Origin of the sequence: Nocardia sp. NPDC051463 (assembly GCF_040681975.1) — a bacterium.
Taxonomy (GTDB): Bacteria; Actinomycetota; Actinomycetes; order Mycobacteriales; family Mycobacteriaceae; genus Nocardia.
The window spans coordinates 115,888-135,709 of sequence record NZ_JBFBAB010000002.1; the positions used below are offsets into that span (position 1 = coordinate 115,888).

Annotated in this window: 18 protein-coding genes and 2 pseudogenes; 11 read left to right on the plus strand and 9 right to left on the minus strand. The window is 66.7% G+C overall.

All coding sequences use genetic code 11. From position 1 onward, the window contains the following. Positions 1-51: 51 nt before the first annotated feature. The 6 genes and pseudogenes from AB0M74_RS06195 to AB0M74_RS06220 all read left to right on the plus strand — a co-directional run. Positions 52-1,284: a sensor histidine kinase gene (locus tag AB0M74_RS06195; RefSeq protein ID WP_364902233.1), complete on the plus strand. Its 1,233-nt coding sequence runs from the start codon at positions 52-54 to the stop codon at positions 1,282-1,284. Then, positions 1,281-1,946, plus strand: coding sequence for a response regulator transcription factor (locus tag AB0M74_RS06200; protein ID WP_364902235.1), 666 nt, complete (start codon positions 1,281-1,283; stop codon positions 1,944-1,946). The genes AB0M74_RS06195 and AB0M74_RS06200 overlap by 4 nt, the downstream gene beginning before the upstream one ends. 90 nt (positions 1,947-2,036) lie before the next feature. Further along, positions 2,037-3,461: a hypothetical protein gene (locus AB0M74_RS06205; RefSeq protein WP_364902236.1), complete on the plus strand. Its 1,425-nt coding sequence runs from the start codon at positions 2,037-2,039 to the stop codon at positions 3,459-3,461. A gap of 222 nt (positions 3,462-3,683) precedes the next feature. Next, positions 3,684-5,018, plus strand: coding sequence for an MFS transporter (locus AB0M74_RS06210; RefSeq protein WP_364902238.1), 1,335 nt, complete (start codon positions 3,684-3,686; stop codon positions 5,016-5,018). 201 nt (positions 5,019-5,219) lie between these two features. Beyond that, a complete protein-coding gene (locus AB0M74_RS06215; protein ID WP_364902239.1) occupies positions 5,220-6,116 on the plus strand; it encodes a TIGR03619 family F420-dependent LLM class oxidoreductase in 897 nt (298 codons plus the stop codon). 107 nt (positions 6,117-6,223) lie between these two features. Further along, positions 6,224-6,334, plus strand: a pseudogene (locus tag AB0M74_RS06220) (XRE family transcriptional regulator); the annotation flags it as partial. Between the two features lie 236 nt (positions 6,335-6,570). Here AB0M74_RS06220 and AB0M74_RS06225 read toward each other — a convergent pair. Both AB0M74_RS06225 and AB0M74_RS06230 read right to left on the minus strand, forming a co-directional pair. After that, positions 6,571-6,819 (minus strand): DUF6886 family protein, encoded by a 249-nt coding sequence (locus tag AB0M74_RS06225; protein ID WP_364902690.1) that lies wholly within the window; start codon positions 6,817-6,819, stop codon positions 6,571-6,573. 27 nt (positions 6,820-6,846) lie between these two features. After that, a complete protein-coding gene (locus AB0M74_RS06230; protein ID WP_364902241.1) occupies positions 6,847-7,269 on the minus strand; it encodes a hypothetical protein in 423 nt (140 codons plus the stop codon). Positions 7,270-7,445: 176 nt separating this feature from the next. On the opposite strand from AB0M74_RS06230, the gene AB0M74_RS06235 reads away from it, so the two are divergent. Continuing rightward, complete coding sequence (locus tag AB0M74_RS06235; RefSeq protein ID WP_364902243.1) at positions 7,446-8,567, plus strand: MAB_1171c family putative transporter; 1,122 nt, start codon at positions 7,446-7,448, stop codon at positions 8,565-8,567. Between the two features lie 136 nt (positions 8,568-8,703). Here AB0M74_RS06235 and AB0M74_RS06240 read toward each other — a convergent pair. Further along, positions 8,704-9,798, minus strand: a pseudogene (locus AB0M74_RS06240) (transcription termination factor Rho, short form); the annotation flags it as partial. Between the two features lie 437 nt (positions 9,799-10,235). On the opposite strand from AB0M74_RS06240, the gene AB0M74_RS06245 reads away from it, so the two are divergent. Continuing rightward, positions 10,236-11,093 carry a cyclopropane mycolic acid synthase family methyltransferase gene (locus AB0M74_RS06245; RefSeq protein ID WP_364902245.1) on the plus strand — a complete coding sequence of 286 codons (858 nt, stop codon included), beginning with the start codon at positions 10,236-10,238 and terminating at the stop codon, positions 11,091-11,093. A gap of 27 nt (positions 11,094-11,120) precedes the next feature. On the opposite strand, the gene AB0M74_RS06250 is transcribed toward AB0M74_RS06245, so the two are convergent. From AB0M74_RS06250 to AB0M74_RS06265, 4 genes are all read right to left on the minus strand, one after another. Then, positions 11,121-11,522, minus strand: coding sequence for a PaaI family thioesterase (locus AB0M74_RS06250; protein WP_364902247.1), 402 nt, complete (start codon positions 11,520-11,522; stop codon positions 11,121-11,123). 5 nt (positions 11,523-11,527) lie between these two features. Further along, positions 11,528-12,739 carry an MFS transporter gene (locus tag AB0M74_RS06255; protein ID WP_364902249.1) on the minus strand — a complete coding sequence of 404 codons (1,212 nt, stop codon included), beginning with the start codon at positions 12,737-12,739 and terminating at the stop codon, positions 11,528-11,530. Positions 12,740-13,103: 364 nt separating this feature from the next. Then, positions 13,104-13,853: an SDR family oxidoreductase gene (locus tag AB0M74_RS06260; protein WP_364902251.1), complete on the minus strand. Its 750-nt coding sequence runs from the start codon at positions 13,851-13,853 to the stop codon at positions 13,104-13,106. A gap of 54 nt (positions 13,854-13,907) precedes the next feature. Continuing rightward, positions 13,908-14,279 carry a hypothetical protein gene (locus AB0M74_RS06265; protein WP_364902253.1) on the minus strand — a complete coding sequence of 124 codons (372 nt, stop codon included), beginning with the start codon at positions 14,277-14,279 and terminating at the stop codon, positions 13,908-13,910. Between the two features lie 326 nt (positions 14,280-14,605). On the opposite strand from AB0M74_RS06265, the gene AB0M74_RS06270 reads away from it, so the two are divergent. From AB0M74_RS06270 to AB0M74_RS06280, 3 genes are all read left to right on the plus strand, one after another. Further along, positions 14,606-15,082, plus strand: coding sequence for a sigma-70 family RNA polymerase sigma factor (locus AB0M74_RS06270; RefSeq protein ID WP_364902255.1), 477 nt, complete (start codon positions 14,606-14,608; stop codon positions 15,080-15,082). A gap of 197 nt (positions 15,083-15,279) precedes the next feature. After that, positions 15,280-16,605 carry an N-acetylmuramoyl-L-alanine amidase gene (locus AB0M74_RS06275; RefSeq protein ID WP_364902256.1) on the plus strand — a complete coding sequence of 442 codons (1,326 nt, stop codon included), beginning with the start codon at positions 15,280-15,282 and terminating at the stop codon, positions 16,603-16,605. A 451-nt stretch (positions 16,606-17,056) separates the two neighbouring features. Then, positions 17,057-18,091, plus strand: a complete 1,035-nt coding sequence (locus AB0M74_RS06280; protein ID WP_364902258.1) for a CobW family GTP-binding protein — start codon at positions 17,057-17,059, stop codon at positions 18,089-18,091. 174 nt (positions 18,092-18,265) lie between these two features. On the opposite strand, the gene AB0M74_RS06285 is transcribed toward AB0M74_RS06280, so the two are convergent. Both AB0M74_RS06285 and moaCB read right to left on the minus strand, forming a co-directional pair. Beyond that, entirely contained in the window at positions 18,266-18,703 is a 438-nt protein-coding gene (locus AB0M74_RS06285) for a molybdenum cofactor biosynthesis protein MoaE (protein ID WP_364902260.1), read from the minus strand. Next, positions 18,690-19,772: a bifunctional molybdenum cofactor biosynthesis protein MoaC/MoaB gene (gene moaCB, locus AB0M74_RS06290; protein WP_364902262.1), complete on the minus strand. Its 1,083-nt coding sequence runs from the start codon at positions 19,770-19,772 to the stop codon at positions 18,690-18,692. Before moaCB ends, AB0M74_RS06285 begins: the two co-directional genes overlap by 14 nt. Positions 19,773-19,822: the final 50 nt, after the last annotated feature.

A 19,822-nucleotide genomic window follows, 5' to 3' on the forward strand; every position in this document is an offset into this window, starting at 1 on the left:
CGCCGGGACGAGTGAGGCGCTCGCGGGGCGCTCGGGAGACACTGGAGCGCTATGGATATTCGGAGTGCGGTCTCGAGCGCGGTCGGTGCCACCGACACGGTGGTGCGGCGGGTGACCGAGCGGGTCCGGGCCTTCCCGGCGGGTCTGCTCGATATCGTCGTCGCCGCCGCGGTGACGGTCGCGTCCGTCGGGCCTGCCGTGGTCGGCGGCGCCTCGTGGTGGGTCGTCGGCCTCTCGGCGCTGGCCTCCGCCCCTGTCCTGTGGCGTCGGCGCGCGCCCATTCTGGTGCTGCTCGTCGTCGGTCCGGCCATCACCGTGCTCGCGTGCCTGCACGCTATGCCGACGCTGCCCTACGGCACCATCGTCTGCGCTTACACGATTGCCGCCTACAGTTCGACCTGGCCGCGGCGCGGGGCGCTCGTCGGCGCGAGTGCCGGCATTCTTCTCTCGCTGGTCGTCCCCAACGAGAGTCCCGACTCCTATGGCTATGCCGCCATGTCCTTTACCACCGCGTGGGCACTCGGTACCGGAGTGCGGGCCAGGCGCGCGCAGATCGAGACGCTGCAGGAGCGCGCCCGCCGGCTCGACGAGGAGCGGGTCGCCGCGGTGGACCGGGAACGATTGCGGATCGCGCGTGATATGCACGACATCGTCGCGCATTCGGTCGGGCTGATGATCGTGCAGGCCGAGACGGGGCCGCTGCTGACCAGGGGCGATCCGGCACGGGCCGACGCGACCTTCGCGGGCATCGCCGAGACGGGCCGCGAAGCGGTGCAACAGCTTCGGCACAGTCTCGGCACATTGCGCGGCCCGACCGTCGACCTGCCGCATCAGCCGGGCATTGATGCGATAGCCGACCTGGTCGAGATTTCGCGGCGCAGCGGACTCGCCGCCTCTTTCGCGGAATACGGGCCGCGTCGTTCGGTATCCGGCGAGGTTGCGGTTACCGCCTATCGGGTGGTTCAGGAGGCGCTGACGAATACCAGGAAACACGCGCACGCGACCTGCGTGCGGGTGTCGCTGTGGTGGTCGGAGGATCGATTGACGGTCCGGGTTTCCGACGACGGCAGCGGCTATGCGGACACGGACGGGCCGAGCGAGAACGGGCCGGGATCGAACGGGCCGGGATCGAACGGGCCGGGATCGAACGGGCCGGGAGCGAACGGGCACGGCCTGCTCGGAATGCGCGAACGCGTCGGCGGTTGCGGCGGAAGACTGCACTACGGACCGTCGAGCAACGGCTTCGATGTCGCCGCCGAACTACCTATCACCCAGGGGAGTTGAGCATGCGGGTGCTCGTTGTCGACGATCAGGACCTCTTCCGTGCCGGCTTCCGGCTGATCCTCGACGCCCAGCCGGACATCACCGTGGTCGGTGAAGCCGCCGACGGGCTGGAGGCGATCGAGCAGGCCATCGCCTTGGCGCCGGACGTCGTGGTCATGGACGTGCGGATGCCGCGCTTGGACGGCGTCGGCGCGACCCGGCGCATCTGCGCGGAGACCGACGCGAAAGTGTTGGTGCTGACCATGTTCGACCTCGACGAATATGTCTACGAGGCGCTGCGGGCCGGTGCGAGCGGATTTCTGCTCAAGGATCTGCGCCGCGAGGAATTGGTCGAGGCCGTTCGGGTGGTCGCCGCGGGGGAGGCGTTGCTCGCGCCCACTGTCACCCGCCGACTCATTGCCGATCTTGTCCACCGCGGCCATTCCCGCCCCGAGTTGGTCAGACAGCTCGATGATCTCACCGACCGCGAACGCGAGATTTTGCGTCAACTCGCGACAGGGTTGTCCAATGCTGAACTCGCCGCGGCACTTGTGGTCAGCGAGCACACGGTGAAGACACATGTCAGTTCGGTGCTGACGAAGTTGCGTCTGCGTGACCGCGTGCAGGCGGTGGTCTTCGCCTACGAGGCCGGCCTGGTCATCCCCGGTCGCACCCGAGAGTGAGCTGGGAACCGCTCGTCTCGGCGATGCGGTGGTCTGGTCGTCGCGAGGAGCATCGGATCGCATCCGATCAACGATCCGTGGAGTTCCTCGATGAAGCGTTTCCTGACCCTGGCCGCGGCGGTGCTGTTGTCCGCGGCGCTGTGGCGCTACGGCACCGGCCTACATCCGTTGCCCGGCTTGGCATTTCTCGCTCCCTTGCCGGTGCTGCTGCTCGCGCCGCGCGAATCGGCGGTCGCCGCGTTTCACGCGGGTGCCCTGTCGTGGCTGGGTGGCGGACTGCAACTGTGGCCCTACTTCACCGAGACCCTGGAACAGCCGGTTTCGGTCACGGTGCTGCTTCTGCTGGTCACTGCCGGTGTGTCCGGCGCGGTGGTCGTCATCATGCGCGCGTTGCTGCTGCGCGGCCGCCCCGGCCTCGCGCTGCTCGCGCTGCCTGCGGGGTGGGTGAGCTTCGAGTTCCTGCTCGCGCTCGTGGGGCCGTTCGGTGCGTGGTGGAGCATCGCCTACACCCAGGTCGACGGGCTGCCGCTGGTCCAAGTGGCGGCGCTGACCGGACCGTGGGGCATTACCTTCCTGATCCTGCTCGTCCCCGCGACCATCGCGGTGCTCGCCGCGCCCGCGGTGACACACGCGCAGCGACTCCGCGCTGCCGGTGCGAGCGCCGCGGTGCTCGTCGCGGTCGCCGCATTCGGGTTCTGGCACTTGGCCGTCGCGCCGGCGGGTGACCCGGTGCGAGTCGGCCTGGTCGCGCTGTCCCAGCCACCCGACTACATCGCCGTGGACTCGCCGGACGGCAGGGACATGGTGGCGCGCGCGGTCATCGAGATCGAACGGCTTGCCGATCAAGGCGTGCGAGCTGTGGTGTTTCCCGAAAAAGCTTGGCGTGCCGATGAATCGACGCTACCGCTGTTGTCCGGACCGCTGACCGACGTCGCCATTCGCCGTAACATCCACGTCGTCGCGGGATTGATCCTCACTACCGACGGCACCAGTGTCAACGCCGCGATCGACTATCCGTCCGGTGTCGTCTACGCCAAGCACTACCTGGTCCGCGGACTGGAGGACGAGCTGCGACCGGGCACCCAGTGGCAGCGAGTGCCCGGCGAACCATGGGCACTGGCGGTGTGTTTCGACCTGGATCGACCCTCCCTGGTCCGGGAGAACCGGCGCCACGGCGCCACCTTGCTGCTGGTGCCTGCGCTCGACTTTACCGACGACCGCTGGCTGCACAGCCGGATGGCGGTGATCCGCGGTATCGAATCGGGCGTCGGCATCGCACGGGCGCCCCAACTCGGAGAATTGGTCGCCAGCGATTCGCGCGGCCATGTTCTCGCGTCAGCCGAAACAGATGTCACGATCACACGCTCGGTGGCGGCGTCGATTCCACTGGACTCCGGCACCACGATCTATACGCGGTTCGGCGACTGGTTCGGGTGGTTGTCGGTGCTGACGTTCGCGATCGCGATAGCCCGCGCGTCGTGGTCCAGGCGCTCCGTGGTCGCTCCATTGGGATGAGAGGTCTGCGCAGCTGAGAGCCGATTCCCAGCGATAGTGACGACGCTCACAATGGGCATGGTTTGCGCAGTTCGCAACGGCCGAGTCGGCGGGTGGTCACCGTGGGGTCGGGTTTGCCGCCCCAGGGACGCGGGTATCGGTTGGTTTCGTGCTGAAGCTCTGAAATTCGGAGTGGGCTGTCACGAAATGATGTCCGCTGGGACGGCGGGAGAGGAGGCGTACATGACCGATCGCGCAACGGAGGCGGTACCGTTACGGCGTTCCGTCGCCGCCTCTGCCATGGGCAATGCCACCGAATGGTTCGACTACGGCGTGTACGCCGCGACGGCTACCTACCTCACCGACGCGTTCTTCCCCGGCGACCTCGGCACGTTGGGAACCATGCTCGGTTTCGCCGTGTCGTTCGTGCTCCGTCCGCTGGGTGGCATGGTCTGGGGACCGCTCGGTGACCGGCTCGGCCGAAAAGCCGTGCTGGCCACCACCATTCTGTTGATGGCTGCCGCGACCGGCGCCATCGGCCTGCTGCCGACGCACGCACAGGTCGGTTGGTTCGCGCCGATCCTGCTCATCGCGCTGCGCGTCGTGCAGGGCTTCTCCACGGGCGGCGAATATGGCGGCGCGGCAACGTATCTGGCTGAAACGTGTACCGACAGACGACGGGGTTTTTTCGGTAGCTTCCTGGAGTTCGGCACCCTCGGTGGGTTCGTCGGCGGTTCCGCGGTGGTGCTGGCCTGTCAGCTCGTCCTGGGATCGGATGCGATGCACGACTGGGGCTGGCGCGTGCCGTTCCTGCTCGCGGTGCCGCTCGGACTGATCGGCTGGTATCTGCGCTCGCACCTCGATGAATCCCCGGTGTTCACCGAGGTCGCCGAGCAGTCGCACCCCAAGGGTGGCCTGCGTGAGTTGGTGACCACCTATCGGCGCGAGGTGCTCACCCTGGCGGGCCTCGTCGTCGCGCTCAACGTGGTGAACTACACGCTGCTGACCTATCAGCCCACCTATCTGCAGCAGACCGTCGGCATGGGGGAGTCGGCCACCACGGCGATGATGCTGATCGGTCAGCTGGTGATGATGGCGGTGTTGCCGTTCTTCGGCCGATTGTCCGACAGCGTCGGCCGCCGCCCGATGTGGCTGTTCTCCTTGGTCGGGCTCGCCGTGTTCGCGCTCCCGATGTACTGGCTCATGGGACAGGGAACCGGTTGGGCCATCACGGGATTCATCGTTCTCGGCCTGCTGTACGTGCCGCAGCTCTCGACCATCAGCTCGACCTTCCCCGCGATCTTCCCCACCCACGTCCGCTATGCGGGATTCGCCTTGGGCTACAACGTCTCCACCGCGGTATTCGGCGGCACCGCCCCGCTGGTCAACGAAGCCGCCATCGAGGCCACCGGCTGGTCGCTGTTCCCTGCCGCGTACATGGTCGGCGCCTCGCTGATCGGCCTGTTCGCCTGGACGTACCTGCGCGAAACCGCGGGAACCTCGTTGCGTGGCACCGAAGTCCCCGATGCCGACAGCGGCGAACTGCCGATCGTCGCGAGAGCCGCGACCGCAAACTGACAAGCACACGGCCTACCTCCTCGAGGGCGCTGCAGCCACCCACCAGGCAATAGCCTGCAGGCACCACGATCGGGACCTGACGGAGCGGCCGGTCGCCGATGCCTCCGGTCGCCGATGCCTCCGCCATGTCCGTTCGTCGTGATGATCAGATTTTGATGGCGGGATGATCGGGTGACCGGGTGTGTTTGGTAGGACGGAAGGATGAAGGTTGGTGTTTCTATACCGCAGCATGGCGTGCATGCGCATGAGGGTCATCGGGTGGCGGAGTTCGCGGGGGAGATGGAGCGAGCCGGAGCGGACAGTCTGTGGGTCGGTGAGCGGCTGATCGCGGCGACGAATCCGAAGGTCGGCTACGGTGGTGGCCCCACGATTCCGGACGAGTTCAATTCGGTGCTCGATCCGTTCCTGCTGCTCGGCATGGCGGCTACGACGACCGAGCGGGTGCGGTTGGGCACCAATGTGCTGATCGCGCCGCTGCATCGCCCTGCGCTGCTTGCTCGCTCGCTGACCACGATCGACGTGGCGAGCAGGGGCAGGCTGGTGGCCGGTTTCGGCATCGGGTGGTCACCGGAGGAGTACGACGCCGCGGGCGTGCCGTTCACCAAGCGGGGAATTCGGCTCGAGGAGACCCTTGACGCGCTCGAGGCGATCTGGACTACCGATCCCGCGGGTTATACCGGCACGCTGGTCTCGGTGCCGGAGCATCGCGCCGAATTGAAGCCGGTGCAGCGTCCACGGCCGCCGATTCATCTCGCCGGCTTCACTCCGGCCAGTCTGGAGCGTGTCGGTCGCCGGGCCGACGGCTGGTTGCCGGTCGTGCCGGTGCCGGGTCCACCGGACTGGGGGTCGCGACTGCGTGAACTGCGTGCCGTCGTCGACACCGCTGCGGAGCGGGCCGATCGTGATCCGGCCACCATCGAGACGATCCTGCGGGTCAATGCTCGCGCGGGCACGTCGACCGAGCAGATCGCCGAGACGATCCGCCGCGTCGCCGATGAGACGGCGTTCGATGATTTTTTCGTCGATCTGATGTACGTCGCCGATTCCTATGACAGCACCATGGAAACGTCGATCCGCCTGTTCGACTTGTTGCGCTGAGGCGAACTGCTTGCGCAGCGACGTTCCACTACCTGCACCACGGCGCCCACCCGGTGCGCACCGATCCGCGAGCGCTGCCGCCCGAGCGCCGCAACCTGCTGTGGTGGATGTTCACCGACGACCGCAATCGCGCCATGATGCGCCGCTGGGAACCCGCCGCCCGCGCCGTCCTCAGCCAATTCCGCGCCGCTGTCGGCAGCCCGCCCGACGATCAGCGTCTCGCCCCGATCGTCACCGGATTGACCTGTGCGAGTGTCGAATTCCACACATGGTGGTGCTCGTGCAGGAATTTCGTCCCGCCACCATCGCCATCGACCATCCCGACGCGGATCGGATCGAACTGGAGCCGATTCAATTGCCTCTGGTCGAGAATCCGATCTGATACTGGTGGCGCAACCGTCGGCAACCAAGGGGGAATCACCGCCGCATCATGTCCCAGCTCGCCGGACACCGTTCACGGACGTGGCCGCGCGCCGCGGAGCCGGATGCCGCCGAAGCCGACGGAACTTGTCACCGAGGATTCGGTCACGGTCGAGGTCGGTGGTTGTCTGCGTCGCCCACGCCATGCCCGCGGGGAGTTGCGTGGAAACCAGTAGCTCGGCGCGTTCGGCGCATCGGCTGCCCAGACATACACCTCGGGTTGCGGTGTCGCCGTGTCGCGCGGAACGAAGCGCCGGATCGTCGGATCCTCGGAGAAGTGCAGTACCTGACCAGGTTCGGGTACACGCGCCTACCCGTCCTCCGGCCGATCGCTGTCGTCCTCGGCAGGCCAGTCCGGCTCGATGATGAGCCTGCCGGTGCGCAGCACCTCGGCGTACTGCTCGGCGACGAGATCTGCCGGGTAGCTCGGCCAATAGGAGACGGCGCCGGTCGACTTGTCGATGACGCTGACCGAGCCGCCGATGGCGGGCGGCAGCGGGGGCGTGTGTGGGTCGGTCCCGGGCGGCGGTGGGAAGATCGCGACAACGGTGTAGCCACAGTCGAATTCGGTGAGCAGGTTCGTGATGCCCTGCTCGGCGTCGTCATCGCCGGATAGATAGTGATCGGCGATGCGCGCGGCCTCGGTGGGATCCACCGGCGTGCTGGACTCGGTGGGGTAGGCGTGGATGTCCATGTTCGTCTGACGTGTCGGGGCGGCCAATGGTTCCCGCATCGGTGGATTCGGAACAATGTGTGGCTCAATGAGACTGGACCAGCGGTAACGTCATCGTCGCCGGAAAATCTTTCGCGTCCGCGGACTGGATTGCTCGGATCTCACCGAACGCGCAGAGCGGTGCGACCGGTATGCTGCTGCACGAGCAGCGGTTCCGCTGGCCGGGAGGTACAACGATGTGGATTCCGGTCACCGGATTCGTTGCCTGGCCGGTGATCGGTTACGTCACCACCGTTCTGGTGGGTCGGCTGTTGTTCGTGCGGGAAACGATCATCGATCGCCTGATGAACCGCACGTTCTTGTGGAGCCTCGCCGGGCTGCTGCTGTACCGGTGCACGATAATGCCCCAGATCGCCAGTCTGGCGCAACAGCTGGCGCTCGGCTGCATTCTTCTAGCGATGACGAACCTGCACGGTATCGGCACGTTCGCCGATACCGGCGGCGATCCGAGCATCGTATGGCGACGCCAACGCTTCTACAGTTGCGTCGCGGTCGCCGCCGCCACCGTGATACTGCTGGCCGGAACCTCCGCACGCCACGACGGCCGGTTGCTGGACCTGGGCATGGACGCGGAGGGCATTGCCGTCGGATACGCGTTCGGGATTCCGCTGACGATCAACACCTTCGTGTTCTTCCGGGCAGGCATCCGCGAGCTTCGGCGCGGCGATCTGTCCGCGCGGGAGACCGTCCTCGGCCATGCCTTGGGTGTCGGCATCATGTACATGTGGCTCACCGAGGCGGTCTCGATCGCCCAAACGAGCACCGGATGGCCTGCCCTCGGTCCGCACATGCCGCGGATCGAGGCCGCAGTCACCCTGTGCGTCGCGTACTACGCCACGTTGACCGCCGTCCCGCTGGTCATTCTGCTGATCGCGAGGGCGGGCCTGGATCCTGCCGCGCGAGCCTGCCGTCGGCTGCGGCCGTTGTGGTGCGATCTCACCGCGGCCGTACCGGAGATCGTGCTGTCCTCGGCTGCTGATACGTCGATCGGTGCCGATGCTCGTCTGTTGCGCATGACCGTCGAGATACGCGATGCCCTGATGCACCTCGGGCCATATCTCCCTGCCGCGTCCGACGCCACGGACCTCACGCGCACCTGCGAGTCCGGATCGGACCGGGAGCCGATCCGGTACGCTCACCGTCTGGCACATGCGGTGTGCGCCAGGCAAAGTGGGCTCACAGCGGAGCACTCGGGAATTGCACGGCGGTCACCACTGACCGCCCAAGACTTCGACACCGAGCTACGGCACTTGCTCGACCTGGCTCGTGTCTGGCCAGGGGCTCGCGCGGCGGAGTGACCGGAGCGTAGGCGCGGGTCGGAACGAAACACCCGGCCGTCCCTGCATCCCCCTCCGAATGCAGGCCCGACCGGGCTGCGACAAACAATGCCTCGGGGGGCTTGACACGCGCTTAAAGCAGCCTTAAGTGTCGCGGTCAGCGGCGGGGAGTGTTGAGCTGGGTGAGGAACTCGGCATTGGTCGGGGCCTGGCGCAGGCCTTCCAGCAGCAGATCGATGGCCTGCTGGCCATCTACCGCCGTGAGGGTTTTGCGCAGCAGGTGGGTGGCCGCCAATTCCGCTGGGGCGAGCAGTAATTCGTCCTTACGGGTGCTGGACTGGGCGATGTCGATGGCGGGGAAGACACGGCGGCCAGCGGTGGCGCGGTCCAGTTTCAATTCGGCGTTGCCGGTGCCTTTGTATTCCTCGAAGATCACCGTGTCGGCCAGCGACCCGGTTTCCACCAGTGCGGTGGCAATGATGGTGAGCGAGCCGCCGTGCTCGATATTGCGGGCCGCACCGAGGAATCGTTTCGGCGGAGCGAGCGCTGCGGCGTCGACTCCGCCGGAGAGTACGCGGCCCGAGGATGGGGCGGCATTGTTGTAGGCGCGGGCGAGGCGGGTCAGCGAGTCGAGCAGGACGACCACGTCGCGGCCCATCTCGACCAGGCGTTTGGCTCGTTCGATGGCGAGCTCCGCGAGTGCGATGTGCTCACGGGGCGCGCGGTCGAAGGTGGCGGCGGCGACGTCGGCGGGCACCGACCTGGTCAGGTCGGTGACCTCCTCGGGACGCTCGCCGACCAGCACCAGCATCAGTTCGCACTCCGGATGGTTCTTCGCGATGCCGTGCGCGATGGCTTGCAGCACAGAGGTTTTGCCCGCCTTCGGCGGTGCGACGACGAGCGCGCGCTGCCCCTTGCCGATGGGCATGACGAGGTCGGTGACCCTGGTTGTCATGGCATGCGGTTCGGTCTCGAGACGCAGGCGTTGATTCGGGTAGATCGGAACCAGATCGGCGAAGTCGGGCCGCGGTTGTGCGTGGCGCGGGTCCTGCCCATTGACCGTCTCGATCAGGTGCAGTGGGTCGGGTTTGTCGCCGCGCGTGCCGGGCTGAGTGGTGCCGATGACGAAATCGCCACGGCGCAAACCGTATTCACGGATCAGGCGGGGTGGCACGTGGATATCGCCCGGTCCGGGCAGATAGCCGTCCACGCGCAGGGCGGCGTTGCGGTTGTCGACGATGTCGAGGATGCCGCGGACGGAGCGTTCCCGCTGCTGTCCTGGCTCGATCACCGCGATCGGGTCGGGTGTAAAAGTGTTGTCGTTCATGGTGTTTCTTTCTGAATGGGGTGGGGACACGGCGAACAGCCGTGACAGGCAGCGGTCGAATGCGCGCTGCGAGGAAGATCCCTTGCTGCCGAGATAAATGATTTCCAGGCGGACGAACGAACCGACATGGAAAAGGAATCTCAGAACGTCTCGGTGGGAGGTACTCCTACATCCACTGCAGAGACATCGGCGACAGTACACCCTCGAACGTCTGTGCGCAATTGATCAAGGTCACAGGCCGGCTACGGAAGTTGACCATGGTGGTCTGCTGGGGCACGGATTCACAACGTTCGCCGAAGGCGTGAACAACTCGACGGCGTGTCGCGCTTTAGCTTGTGACCGGAGATAGCAGGAGATGTGCGATGACCGACCTCACACCGTTCTACCAGCAAGTTCAGGCGCACTACGACGTGTCCGATGAGTTCTACCGGCTGTTTCTCGACCCCTCGATGACCTACAGTTGTGCCTATTTCGAGCGCGACGACATGACACTGGAGCAGGCCCAGTCAGCCAAGATCGACCTTGCGCTCGGCAAGCTCGGTCTGGAACCCGGCATGACGCTGCTCGACATCGGATGTGGTTGGGGCGCAACGATGTTTCGTGCGGCGCAGCAGTACGGCGTGAAGGTCGTCGGGCTCACGTTGAGCCGCAATCAGTTCGAGCACGTCCGGTCGGAGATCGACCGGAGGGGCATCGCGGATGTGGAGATTCGGCTGCAGGGCTGGGAGGAATTCGACGGCAGCGCCGACCGGATCGTCAGCATCGGTGCGTTCGAACACTTCCGCCGCGAGCGGTACGCGGCCTTCTTCGAGCTCTGCCATCGGATGCTGCCGCCCGACGGTCGGATGTTGTTGCACACCATCATCGGGCACACCCTCGCCGACCTGCGGCGCATGAAGCTCCCGGTGACACGGGAGGATGCGCTGTTCCAGATCTTCATCAAGCGGCAGATCTTCCCCGGCGGGCAGTTGCCGCAGGCGCCCCAGGCGACCCGGTTCGCGGGCCAGGCGGGGCTCGGTACCGAGCGGATCGATTCGCTCCGGCTGCACTATGCGCGCACCCTCGACCTGTGGGCGCAGGCGCTGCGTGACCGGCACGACGATGCGGTGCGGATCGCGTCGGAGGAGATCTACCAGCGGTATATGAAGTACCTCACCGGGTGTGCGACGTATTTTCGCAAGGGGAACATCGACGTCATGCAGTTCACGCTGGTGAAGTAGGCCACGGGCGACGGCCCGCGGCACCGATCACAGGACCGCTTGGGTCTGCGTCACTTTCGCGACGAGTTTGTCTGCGGCATCGTGGATTTCGGTCTCGACCACGATGAACGAACGTCCCGCGTGCAGTGGTCGTGCGGAGGCGGTCGCGTGACCGGACCGCACGGCTCGCAGGAAGTTCGTCTTCGACTCGACGGTCGTCGTACCCTGCTTGCCCTCGGGCAGATTGAGGAACGCACATACCGCGGCGGTCGAGTCCGCGAGCGACATCAGCACGCCGCCGTGCAGCACGCCGCCGAGCGTGCACAGCGACTCGTCCCACGCGATCCGACTGCGCACCAGCCCCGCCCCGTGCTCGAGCACTTCGATCCCGAGCCGTTCGGTGAACGGCATGGACTGATGGAAAAGCCTGGTGCCAGTCTCATCGATCATGGAACTCAGCCTGCCCGATGCGTGCGTCCTGTGTCGATTACCCCTGAGGTAATGACGAGCACGAGCAGGGCGGTCGCCCCGCCGAGCAGCATCACCATCGACGGTTCGGTGCGGTCCACGATCACACCGCCGACCAGCGCGCCGAGGGAGAATGTCGCCTGGAAAGAAGCGGTGAACAACACCGAGGACACTTCCGCTGTGCTGGGCACCGCGGCGGCGAACCAGGCCTGTAAGGCCACCGGCACCGCGCCATACCCGACACCCCAGACGATCAGCAGTAGCGCCGCACCTGCCTCCCACCGCCCCAGCAGCGGCAACGCCAGCGTCGCGCAGGCCATCAGCGCCGCCGCACCGCCGAGCGTGGTGCGTGGTCGGCGGGCGACCAGCGCGCCGCCGAGGAAGTTGCCGAGGATGCCCGCGACGCCGTAGATCAGCAGCAACATGGTGATGGTGGCCGCGCCGACGCCGGTGACCTGTTCCAGGAACGGCGTCACATAGGTGTAGGTGCCGAACTGCGCCAGCACCACGAAAAATGTTGCCAGCAGGGCGGATCGAATGCCACGGCCATGGAGCCCGGCCCGCAATGTCGACAGCTGAACCGCCTGGACGGCAGGCAGCGGTGGCAAGGCGATCAGCAGCAATGACAGCACTCCGGCCGACAGGATGCCCAGCACCACGAACGCCGCGCGCCAGCCTGCGAGGCTGCCGACGAGGGTGCCCGCGGGCACGCCGAGCACTGAACCCAGCGGAACCGAGGAGAAGATCACCGCTGTTGCGCGGGCGGCCGACTCCGGTGGCACCAGCCTGCCGGCGAGCCCGGCCGCGATCGACCAGTACCCGCCGATCGTGATGCCGATCAGCACCCGAGAGACCAGCACGAGCCAGAAGTCGGGCGCGATCGCGGCGACGGCATTGGCCAGCACCAGCACGAGCGTGCAGGCGCACAGCAGCAGCTTGCGGTCGATGCGCGCCGCCGCCACAGTGATCAGCGGCGCGGCTACGGCGGCGAGCAGGCCGGGCATGGTCATCATCAGTCCGGCCATGCCGTCGGAGATGGTGAAGTCGGCGCCGATCGAGGTCAGCAATCCGATCGGCAGGATTTCGGTCGTGACGATCGAGAAGATGCCGAGCATGACGGCGACGACCGCGAGCCAGCGCAGCAATGGCGATCGGATTGTCGTGGCGTGGGGTTCGGGGGTGACCTGGACGGTGGACATGCGATTTAGTTCAGCGATCGCGGCCGAGGATTTCCGGCGGGATTACGACATCACCGTGCCTGGCGAGGTCACGATGACAACGAAGCCGATGCCCGGTAGGTGACGGGGAAGTGAGCACCAGGCCGGGCATCGGCGTTCTGGGGTCTTACGACGCGTAGATCGCGATGTGGAACTGGATCGCGCTCGCGATACCGACCGGAACACCGATCACCGATCATGCCCGCGGCAGCACCGAGGTGATGCCGACGCCCGCGCCCGCGATGCATAGGCCGATCGGGCTCGCGAAGAAGGTCGGAACAACCAGGGGCGCACCGATGACGGCGCCTGCCACACAGCCGAGGCTTGGAAATATTCGATATGAAGCTCAGCCGATTCGAGCAACCACCGCACCGGGCAGGCGCGGCAGCACCAGATCGATCAAGCGCCACGGCCAGCCCGGCACACAGGCCCTGATCTTTTCCCGTTCGATCGCGCGCACCATCGCCGCGACACCTTTGTCCAGCGGTGCCACCATCCGAGCATCATCCGCTTTGGCGGCCATCTCGGTGGCGATGAAACCGGGCAGCAGGGTCGTGACGGCAATCGGTGACTTCGCCAGGTCCACCACGAGCGCCTCGCCGAGCGCCGCCACTGCGGCCTTGCTCGCCGAGTAGGCGGCCTTCTTTCCCGGCAGCCCACGCACCGCGCTCATCGAGGAGACCAGCACCAGGTGTCCGGAGTTCTGCGCGCGGAATATTTCCAGTGCCGCCTCGGTCTGGGCGAGCGCGCTGACGAAATTTGTTGTCGCAGTGGCGAGATTGGCACCGGCGCGCCCGCTGCCGATCACCGCGCCTTTGCCGATGCCCGCATTCACGATCACCCGGTCCAGACCGCCGAGTTCGTCGCGCAGCGCGCCGAACACCTGTGGCACCGCCGCATGATCATCGACATCCAGCGCGCGGACTGCGACCGTAATCCCCGGATGTGCCGCGACGAGCTCGTCGCGCAACGACTCCAGCGCGTCGACTCGCCGCGCGCACAGTGCCAGGTTGCGTCCCTTGGCCGCGAAGTCCCGCGCCATCGCCGCGCCGAGCCCGGCGCTCGCGCCGGTGATCAGAATCTTGCTCCTCGTCATGGATGCCGACCCTAGCCAGGCGAGTCGGTAGACGCGTCGATCGGTCGCGCTGGTTCAGCCGCCGAACGAGCCGGTCGGTGCCTGTGGGGTCAGTAGGTGCCATGGACCGCAATTCACGGTCTTGAAGGCGACGTCGGTTGCCTTGATCTCGGCGCGCACCGGCGTGTGGCGGGTGAAGTCGTTGTTGATGATGTAGTGCTGGTCGGTGTTGTCGCCCTCCACCTTGCGCAACCGTCGCCAATCGCAGCCGTTGGCCTGGTCCGGGGTGCCGGGGGCCTCCCAGGTGCCGGGAAGAATGTCGATGCCGACCAGGTAGAGGCCGTCCTCGGGCATGGTGGTGGCAGGGGCGGCGGCGGCGGTCCCCGAGCCCAGCAGTGTCACCGCGGCGGCTATGGCTCCCGCGATCATGAGCGTGCTTGCACGCATGGCGATTTCTCCTCGAATCGTGCTCTTACCGCCCGTGAGCAGCTGACCTGCGGGGACCCCGAATCTCCCGGGCAAGATCTACCAGAGTCGGTGATGGATTTCGGCTGAATTGGAGATATACCTCACAGCGACAACACTTCGCGCATCACCCGAGGATGGACAGTGCTGCGCGGAATCCGCATGCGACGGGCGTTGTCACTCGGCGTCGTCGCCGCGATATCTGTTGTATGAGAAGTATTCGGCCGGTTACCGGCATTACGGACCGGCGCCCCGTGTGCGGGGACCGTTGCGCGCGGCTGTGTACGGATGACGGCATCGCCGCGGTATTGACCGCGGATCGAGCGCTGCTGCACTGGCGGGCGATGCGCGGACTCGGCGACTCCGGCCTTGCCGAACAGGCCGTGCAGGAGACGTTGCTCCGAGCGTGGCGTTCGTGTGCGCGGTTCGATGCGGGTAAAGGCACTATTCGCACCTGGCTGCTTGCGATCCAGCGCAACGTGATGATCGATATCGGTCGTGCCCGTGCGTCCCGCCCAGGCGATACCGGATGGGACGAGGTCGCGGAGCTCAGCGATATTCGCTACGCCGACCCGGACTTCTCCGAAGGGATCGTCGATGGGCTGCTGGTTGCGCAATTGCTTTCGCGGCTGCCCGCCTCGCAGCGCGAGGCGGTGGTGGAGGTGATCCTGCGCGACCGGGCGTATCAGGACGTGGCCGACGACATCGGCGTACCGGTCGGCACGGTGAAGACTCGGGTGCACTATGCGTTGCGCTCGCTGCGCCGGTTGCCGATCGGTGCCTGAGCGGGCGTTGCGCGGGTTCTTGCGGTCGCGGCCCGGCCTGGTTGCATCGGTCTGATCAGGCACGATTGCCTGCCGCGATGGTCACATTTCGATAACGGGGCTTGCTTTGCTGGTGCTGACGTTGCGAGAGTTAACCACTGGGTTTGGTGTTACTAATGGGAAGGGAGGGGCGCTCCATTCCGGAGCGCCGACCGAACATGGAGCCAAGCATCATCAAGGCCGGTTTCTGCAGCGCCGTCACGGCGGCGGTGGCAGTGACGCTCTCCGGGCTGGTCCCGGTCACCGCACACGCCGATCCGGTGTCACCGGAAATGGCCAACAAGCTCGCAGGCAAGACGGTATTCCTCGACCCGGGCCATCAGGGGCCGAATCACTCGGAAAACTTGGCTCGGCAGGTGGACGACGGCCGCGGCGGCACCAAGGACTGCCAGACCACCGGCATGACCACGGTGAACGGCATACCCGAGCACACCATCAACTGGAACGTGGCGCAGCTGGTGAAAACCTCGCTGGAGAGCCTCGGCGCGCGGGTGGTGCTCAGCCGCCAGGACGACACCGGCTGGGGCGGCTGTGTCGACGAACGGGCAAAGGCCGCCAGTCAATCCGGCGCCGATGTCGCGGTGAGCATTCACGCCGACAGCGCCCCCGCGCAGTTCCGTGGCTTCCATGTCATCATTCCGCAGCTGCCGATTCCCGACACGAAGGCCGATCAGGTCCAGGCGGGCCCGGGTCTGGTCGCCTCGAAGTCGATGCGCGACGCGTACTTGAACGAGGGTTTCCCTGCCGCGACCTATGCGGGTGTGCAGGATGGTCTGCAGACCCGCACGGACGTAGCGGGTCCCGCGCTGACCACGGTGCCCGATGTGTTCGTCGAGATGGGTAACGGCGGCAATGCCGAAGATGCTGCGCTGCTGGAGAGTTCCGACGGGCAGCTGAAGCACGCGATCACCATCACCACCGGACTGGTCGGCTACCTGCTCGGTGCGCCGTCTCCGGTCGGACAGACCGGCTCGGCCGCCGACCGCCCGGCTGCGGCGCTGTCGCCGAGCACGCCGCACGTGCAGTCCGCCCCGAATGTCGAAACGATGCCGCAGTCCGCGCCGCAGTCCGTGCCGCAGGTTCAGGCCGCGCCGGAAGCTCAGGTTGCGCCGCAGGCTCAGGCCGCGCCGCAGCAGGTTGCGCCGGAAGCTCAGGCCGCGCCGCAGTCCGTGCCGCAGGCTCCGGCTGCACCAAAGGTACGGAAGCTACGACCCGCACTTGTGCCGAACACACCCCAGGCCGTTCCCGCTTCGCCGCAGTCGCAGACATCGCCGCAGTCGCAGACCGCGCCACAAGCGCAGGGCGCCGCGCCCGGCAAGACAGCGCCAGGTACCACCACCTCGCTGAGCGCGCTCGTCGGCACGGTCATGCAGATGCTGCTGCCGCTGGTCAGGTCGCTCGGCATGGACAACTCGATGATCACCTCGGAGCTGATCAACCTGGCCTACACCCTGGCCGGTGCGTTGGTCGGCCCGTCCAAGTAGTCTGCGTACCGCAGCCGAAACGCCACCTCCGTCACGTGCCGGGGGTGGCGTTCGGTCGTGGGTACGGTGTCGCGGGCGCGCACTAAGTGGTCTGCCCTACCGTCCAGCCCCCAGGGCGGTCGACCCCACGTCGACACCACATCTATGAGCGGAGTCGGGAGTCATCCGCCACGCTCTCCCGCCGTCAGCTCGAGTTGGGAGCCGGGTCTCGTTCCGAGGGCGTGCGCAGCGCGGACGTCCTGCCGGACAGGCAGGTGTCCGGGGTGCGGCAGGATGCGGCCTGTCGTGATCCACTTCTCGCGATCGGCCTTCCTTGGTGAACCTCCGACCTGGACGATCTGCTGGCCAGGCTCGACCGGCACGCCGCCGATCACCCAGAAGAATCCTCATTCCGTCTCGCCGCGTGCTCAACCCCGAAGGACTTCCGAACTCGACCACTAAGGTGAGCCGGGTGGCTGACCGGATTCCAGTTCTGATCGTCGCCGGATTCCTCGGATCCGGGAAGACGACGCTGCTCAACCACCTGCTGCGTAACAACCGGGGCACCCGGATCGGCGTGGTGGTCAACGACTTCGGCGCCATCAATATCGATGCGATGCTGGTCGCCGGACAGGTCGACGCGATGGTGTCGCTCGGCAACGGATGTGTCTGTTGTGCCGTGGACGTCAGTGAGCTCGACGAACTGTTCACCCGGCTGGCGGAGCCGCGCGCCCGGATCGATGTGATCGTGGTCGAGGCCAGTGGTCTCGCCGAACCGCGCAACCTCATTCGGATGGTGGTCGGCAGCGAGAACCCGCGTATCCGATACGGCGGGCTCGTCGAGGTCGTCGATGCCGAGGGGTTTCCGGCGAGCCGGGTACAACACCCCGAGCTCGCCGCACACCTGCGGCTCGCCGATCTGGTCGTGGTCAACAAGGCCGATCGGGTGCCGCGGGCGGACCTGGAGCGGTTGCGACAGGAGATCGCCGAGCAGATCGGGCAGGCGCCGGTGTACGCGACCACCCACGGCCGCATCGATCCAGGGTTGCTGTTCGACGAGCCCATGCGCGAAGCACCGCGCGTCGCCGAGCAATTGAGCTTCGACGAGCTGCTCTTCGACCATGACCACGACGCGCACGACGACCACCGGCACCTGCACGACGACTACACCAGTGTGAGCTTCACCAGCGAACGGGAACTGGATCCTCGTCGCCTCGTCGGCTTCCTGGAGGACCCGCCGCCCGGCCTGTTCCGCGCGAAGGGCTTCGCCGCCTTCGGCGTCGCCGCGGAGCGTCGGAAGTTCGTCCTACACATGGTGGGCAACCACATCGTGTTCGAACCGGACAACTGGCGTCGCGGCGAGCCGCGCACCACCCAACTGGTGCTCATCGGTGCGGGGCTGCCGACTGAGACGGCGTTGCGGCGATTGCACGAGACGGTGCACACGGCCGCGGAGCCGCTCGATCCACAGACCATGCTCGGCGTCTGGCGCTACACGCCGCACTGAGTTGCTGTTCGGGCTCGAACAGTCGGGCCGGTGCCTACTGTCGCAACATCACCCCCGGTGGATCACTGGATGGGCCATGACCTGCCGCGCCCGGCTCCGGACCGTGCAAGTCCCCACACCTGCGTAAGGTCCCCGTCACGGGCCTCGCGGAGATCATGTCGAGATACAGGGTGCTCACCCGCAGGCGTTGACCCATTCCGACAGGCCGTCGGCAAATAGCTGGCGCTTCCAGATCGGTACCTCGTGTTTGATCCGGTCCACCAATTCGGCACAGGCGGTGAACGCCTCGGCGCGGTGCGGCGCCGCGACCGCGACGACGATCGCGAGATCGCCGACGCTCAGCGCACCGATGCGGTGCACGGCGGCGACCGGAAGACCGGAGGATGCGGCCAGCTCCGTGCAGCAGTTCCGCAGGAACCGTTCGGCTTCGGGGTGGGCCGAGTATTCCAGCGCGGAAACGGCTTGTCCGCCATCGTGGTTGCGCACCTTGCCGGTGAACACCACGACTGCCCCGTGCTCGGGTCCGGTGACCGCCGCCTCGACCTCCGCGGGATTCAGCGGCTGATCGCTGATGGCCGCAAGGCGCACGGCTGCGTGTTCACTGGTTGTCATGGTCGCCGCCTCCTGCTACTTGCGCGAGCAGATGATCCAAGAGCGGCTCGAGCACCGCCATACCGTCTTTCACTCCACCGGGCGAACCGGGCAGGTTCGCGATCACCGAGCGGCCCGCCAAGCCCGCGACGCCGCGACTGAGCGCGGCGAGGGGGAACTTCGCGGTGCCGCGCTGTCTGATCGCCTCGGCGACGCCGGGTAGTTCGCGATCGATGACCGCCAGCGTCGCCTCCGGCGTCGCATCGGTGGGGGAGGCGCCGGTTCCCCCGGTGGTGATCACCAGCGTCGGCGCGAGGCGCAGCGCGTCGGCGAGGCCGACGGCGATTTCGGCATCGGCGTAGACCAATGGTCCGCGTACCGAGAAGCCGAGTCCGGTGAGCCATTGCGTGAGTACGGGACCGGTGGTGTCGATTCGGGTGCCCGCCGCGACGCCGGTCGAGGCGACCACCACCACGGCCGTGCGGGGTTCGGTATCCGAACTGGCTTGCCGCGCTGCGCCACTCGGAATCGCAGCTGCGTGTGCTGCGCTGGGCACCGGCTGCAGGTCGCTTTCGGCGGGCGGGACCGGTTCTGCCGCAAGGGATTGCGCCGCTTCGCCATCGGCACGGACCCAATGCCCGTGCTTTCCGCCTTCTTTGGTGAGCAGTCGCACGCCATTGAGGGTCGCCGCGGGGTCGACCGCCTTCACCATGTCGTGCAGGGTGAGCCCCGCGACGGCGACAGCGGTGAGCGCCTCCATTTCGACGCCGGTAGGACCCTTGGTCTTCGCGGTGGCCTCGATCGTGATGGTGGTGTCGGTGAATGCGAACTCGACCTTGACCGACGAGAGCGCGAGCTGATGGCAGAGCGGAATGAGCTCCGAGGTCTTCTTCGCGCCCGCTATGCCCGCGATTCTGGCTGTCGACAACACATCGGCCTTCGGCATGTCGTCGGCTCGCACCAGCGCCACCACCTCGGCGGTAGTCTGCAGCTCACCGGCCGCGATCGCGATCCTGGTGGTGTCGGACTTCGCGCTCACATCGACCATGCGGGCGCGGCCCTCGCGGTCGACATGGGACAACTCACTCATGATGTCCACATTGGCACAGCGCTGCCGCGGCGGGTGAGGTGACCTCCGTG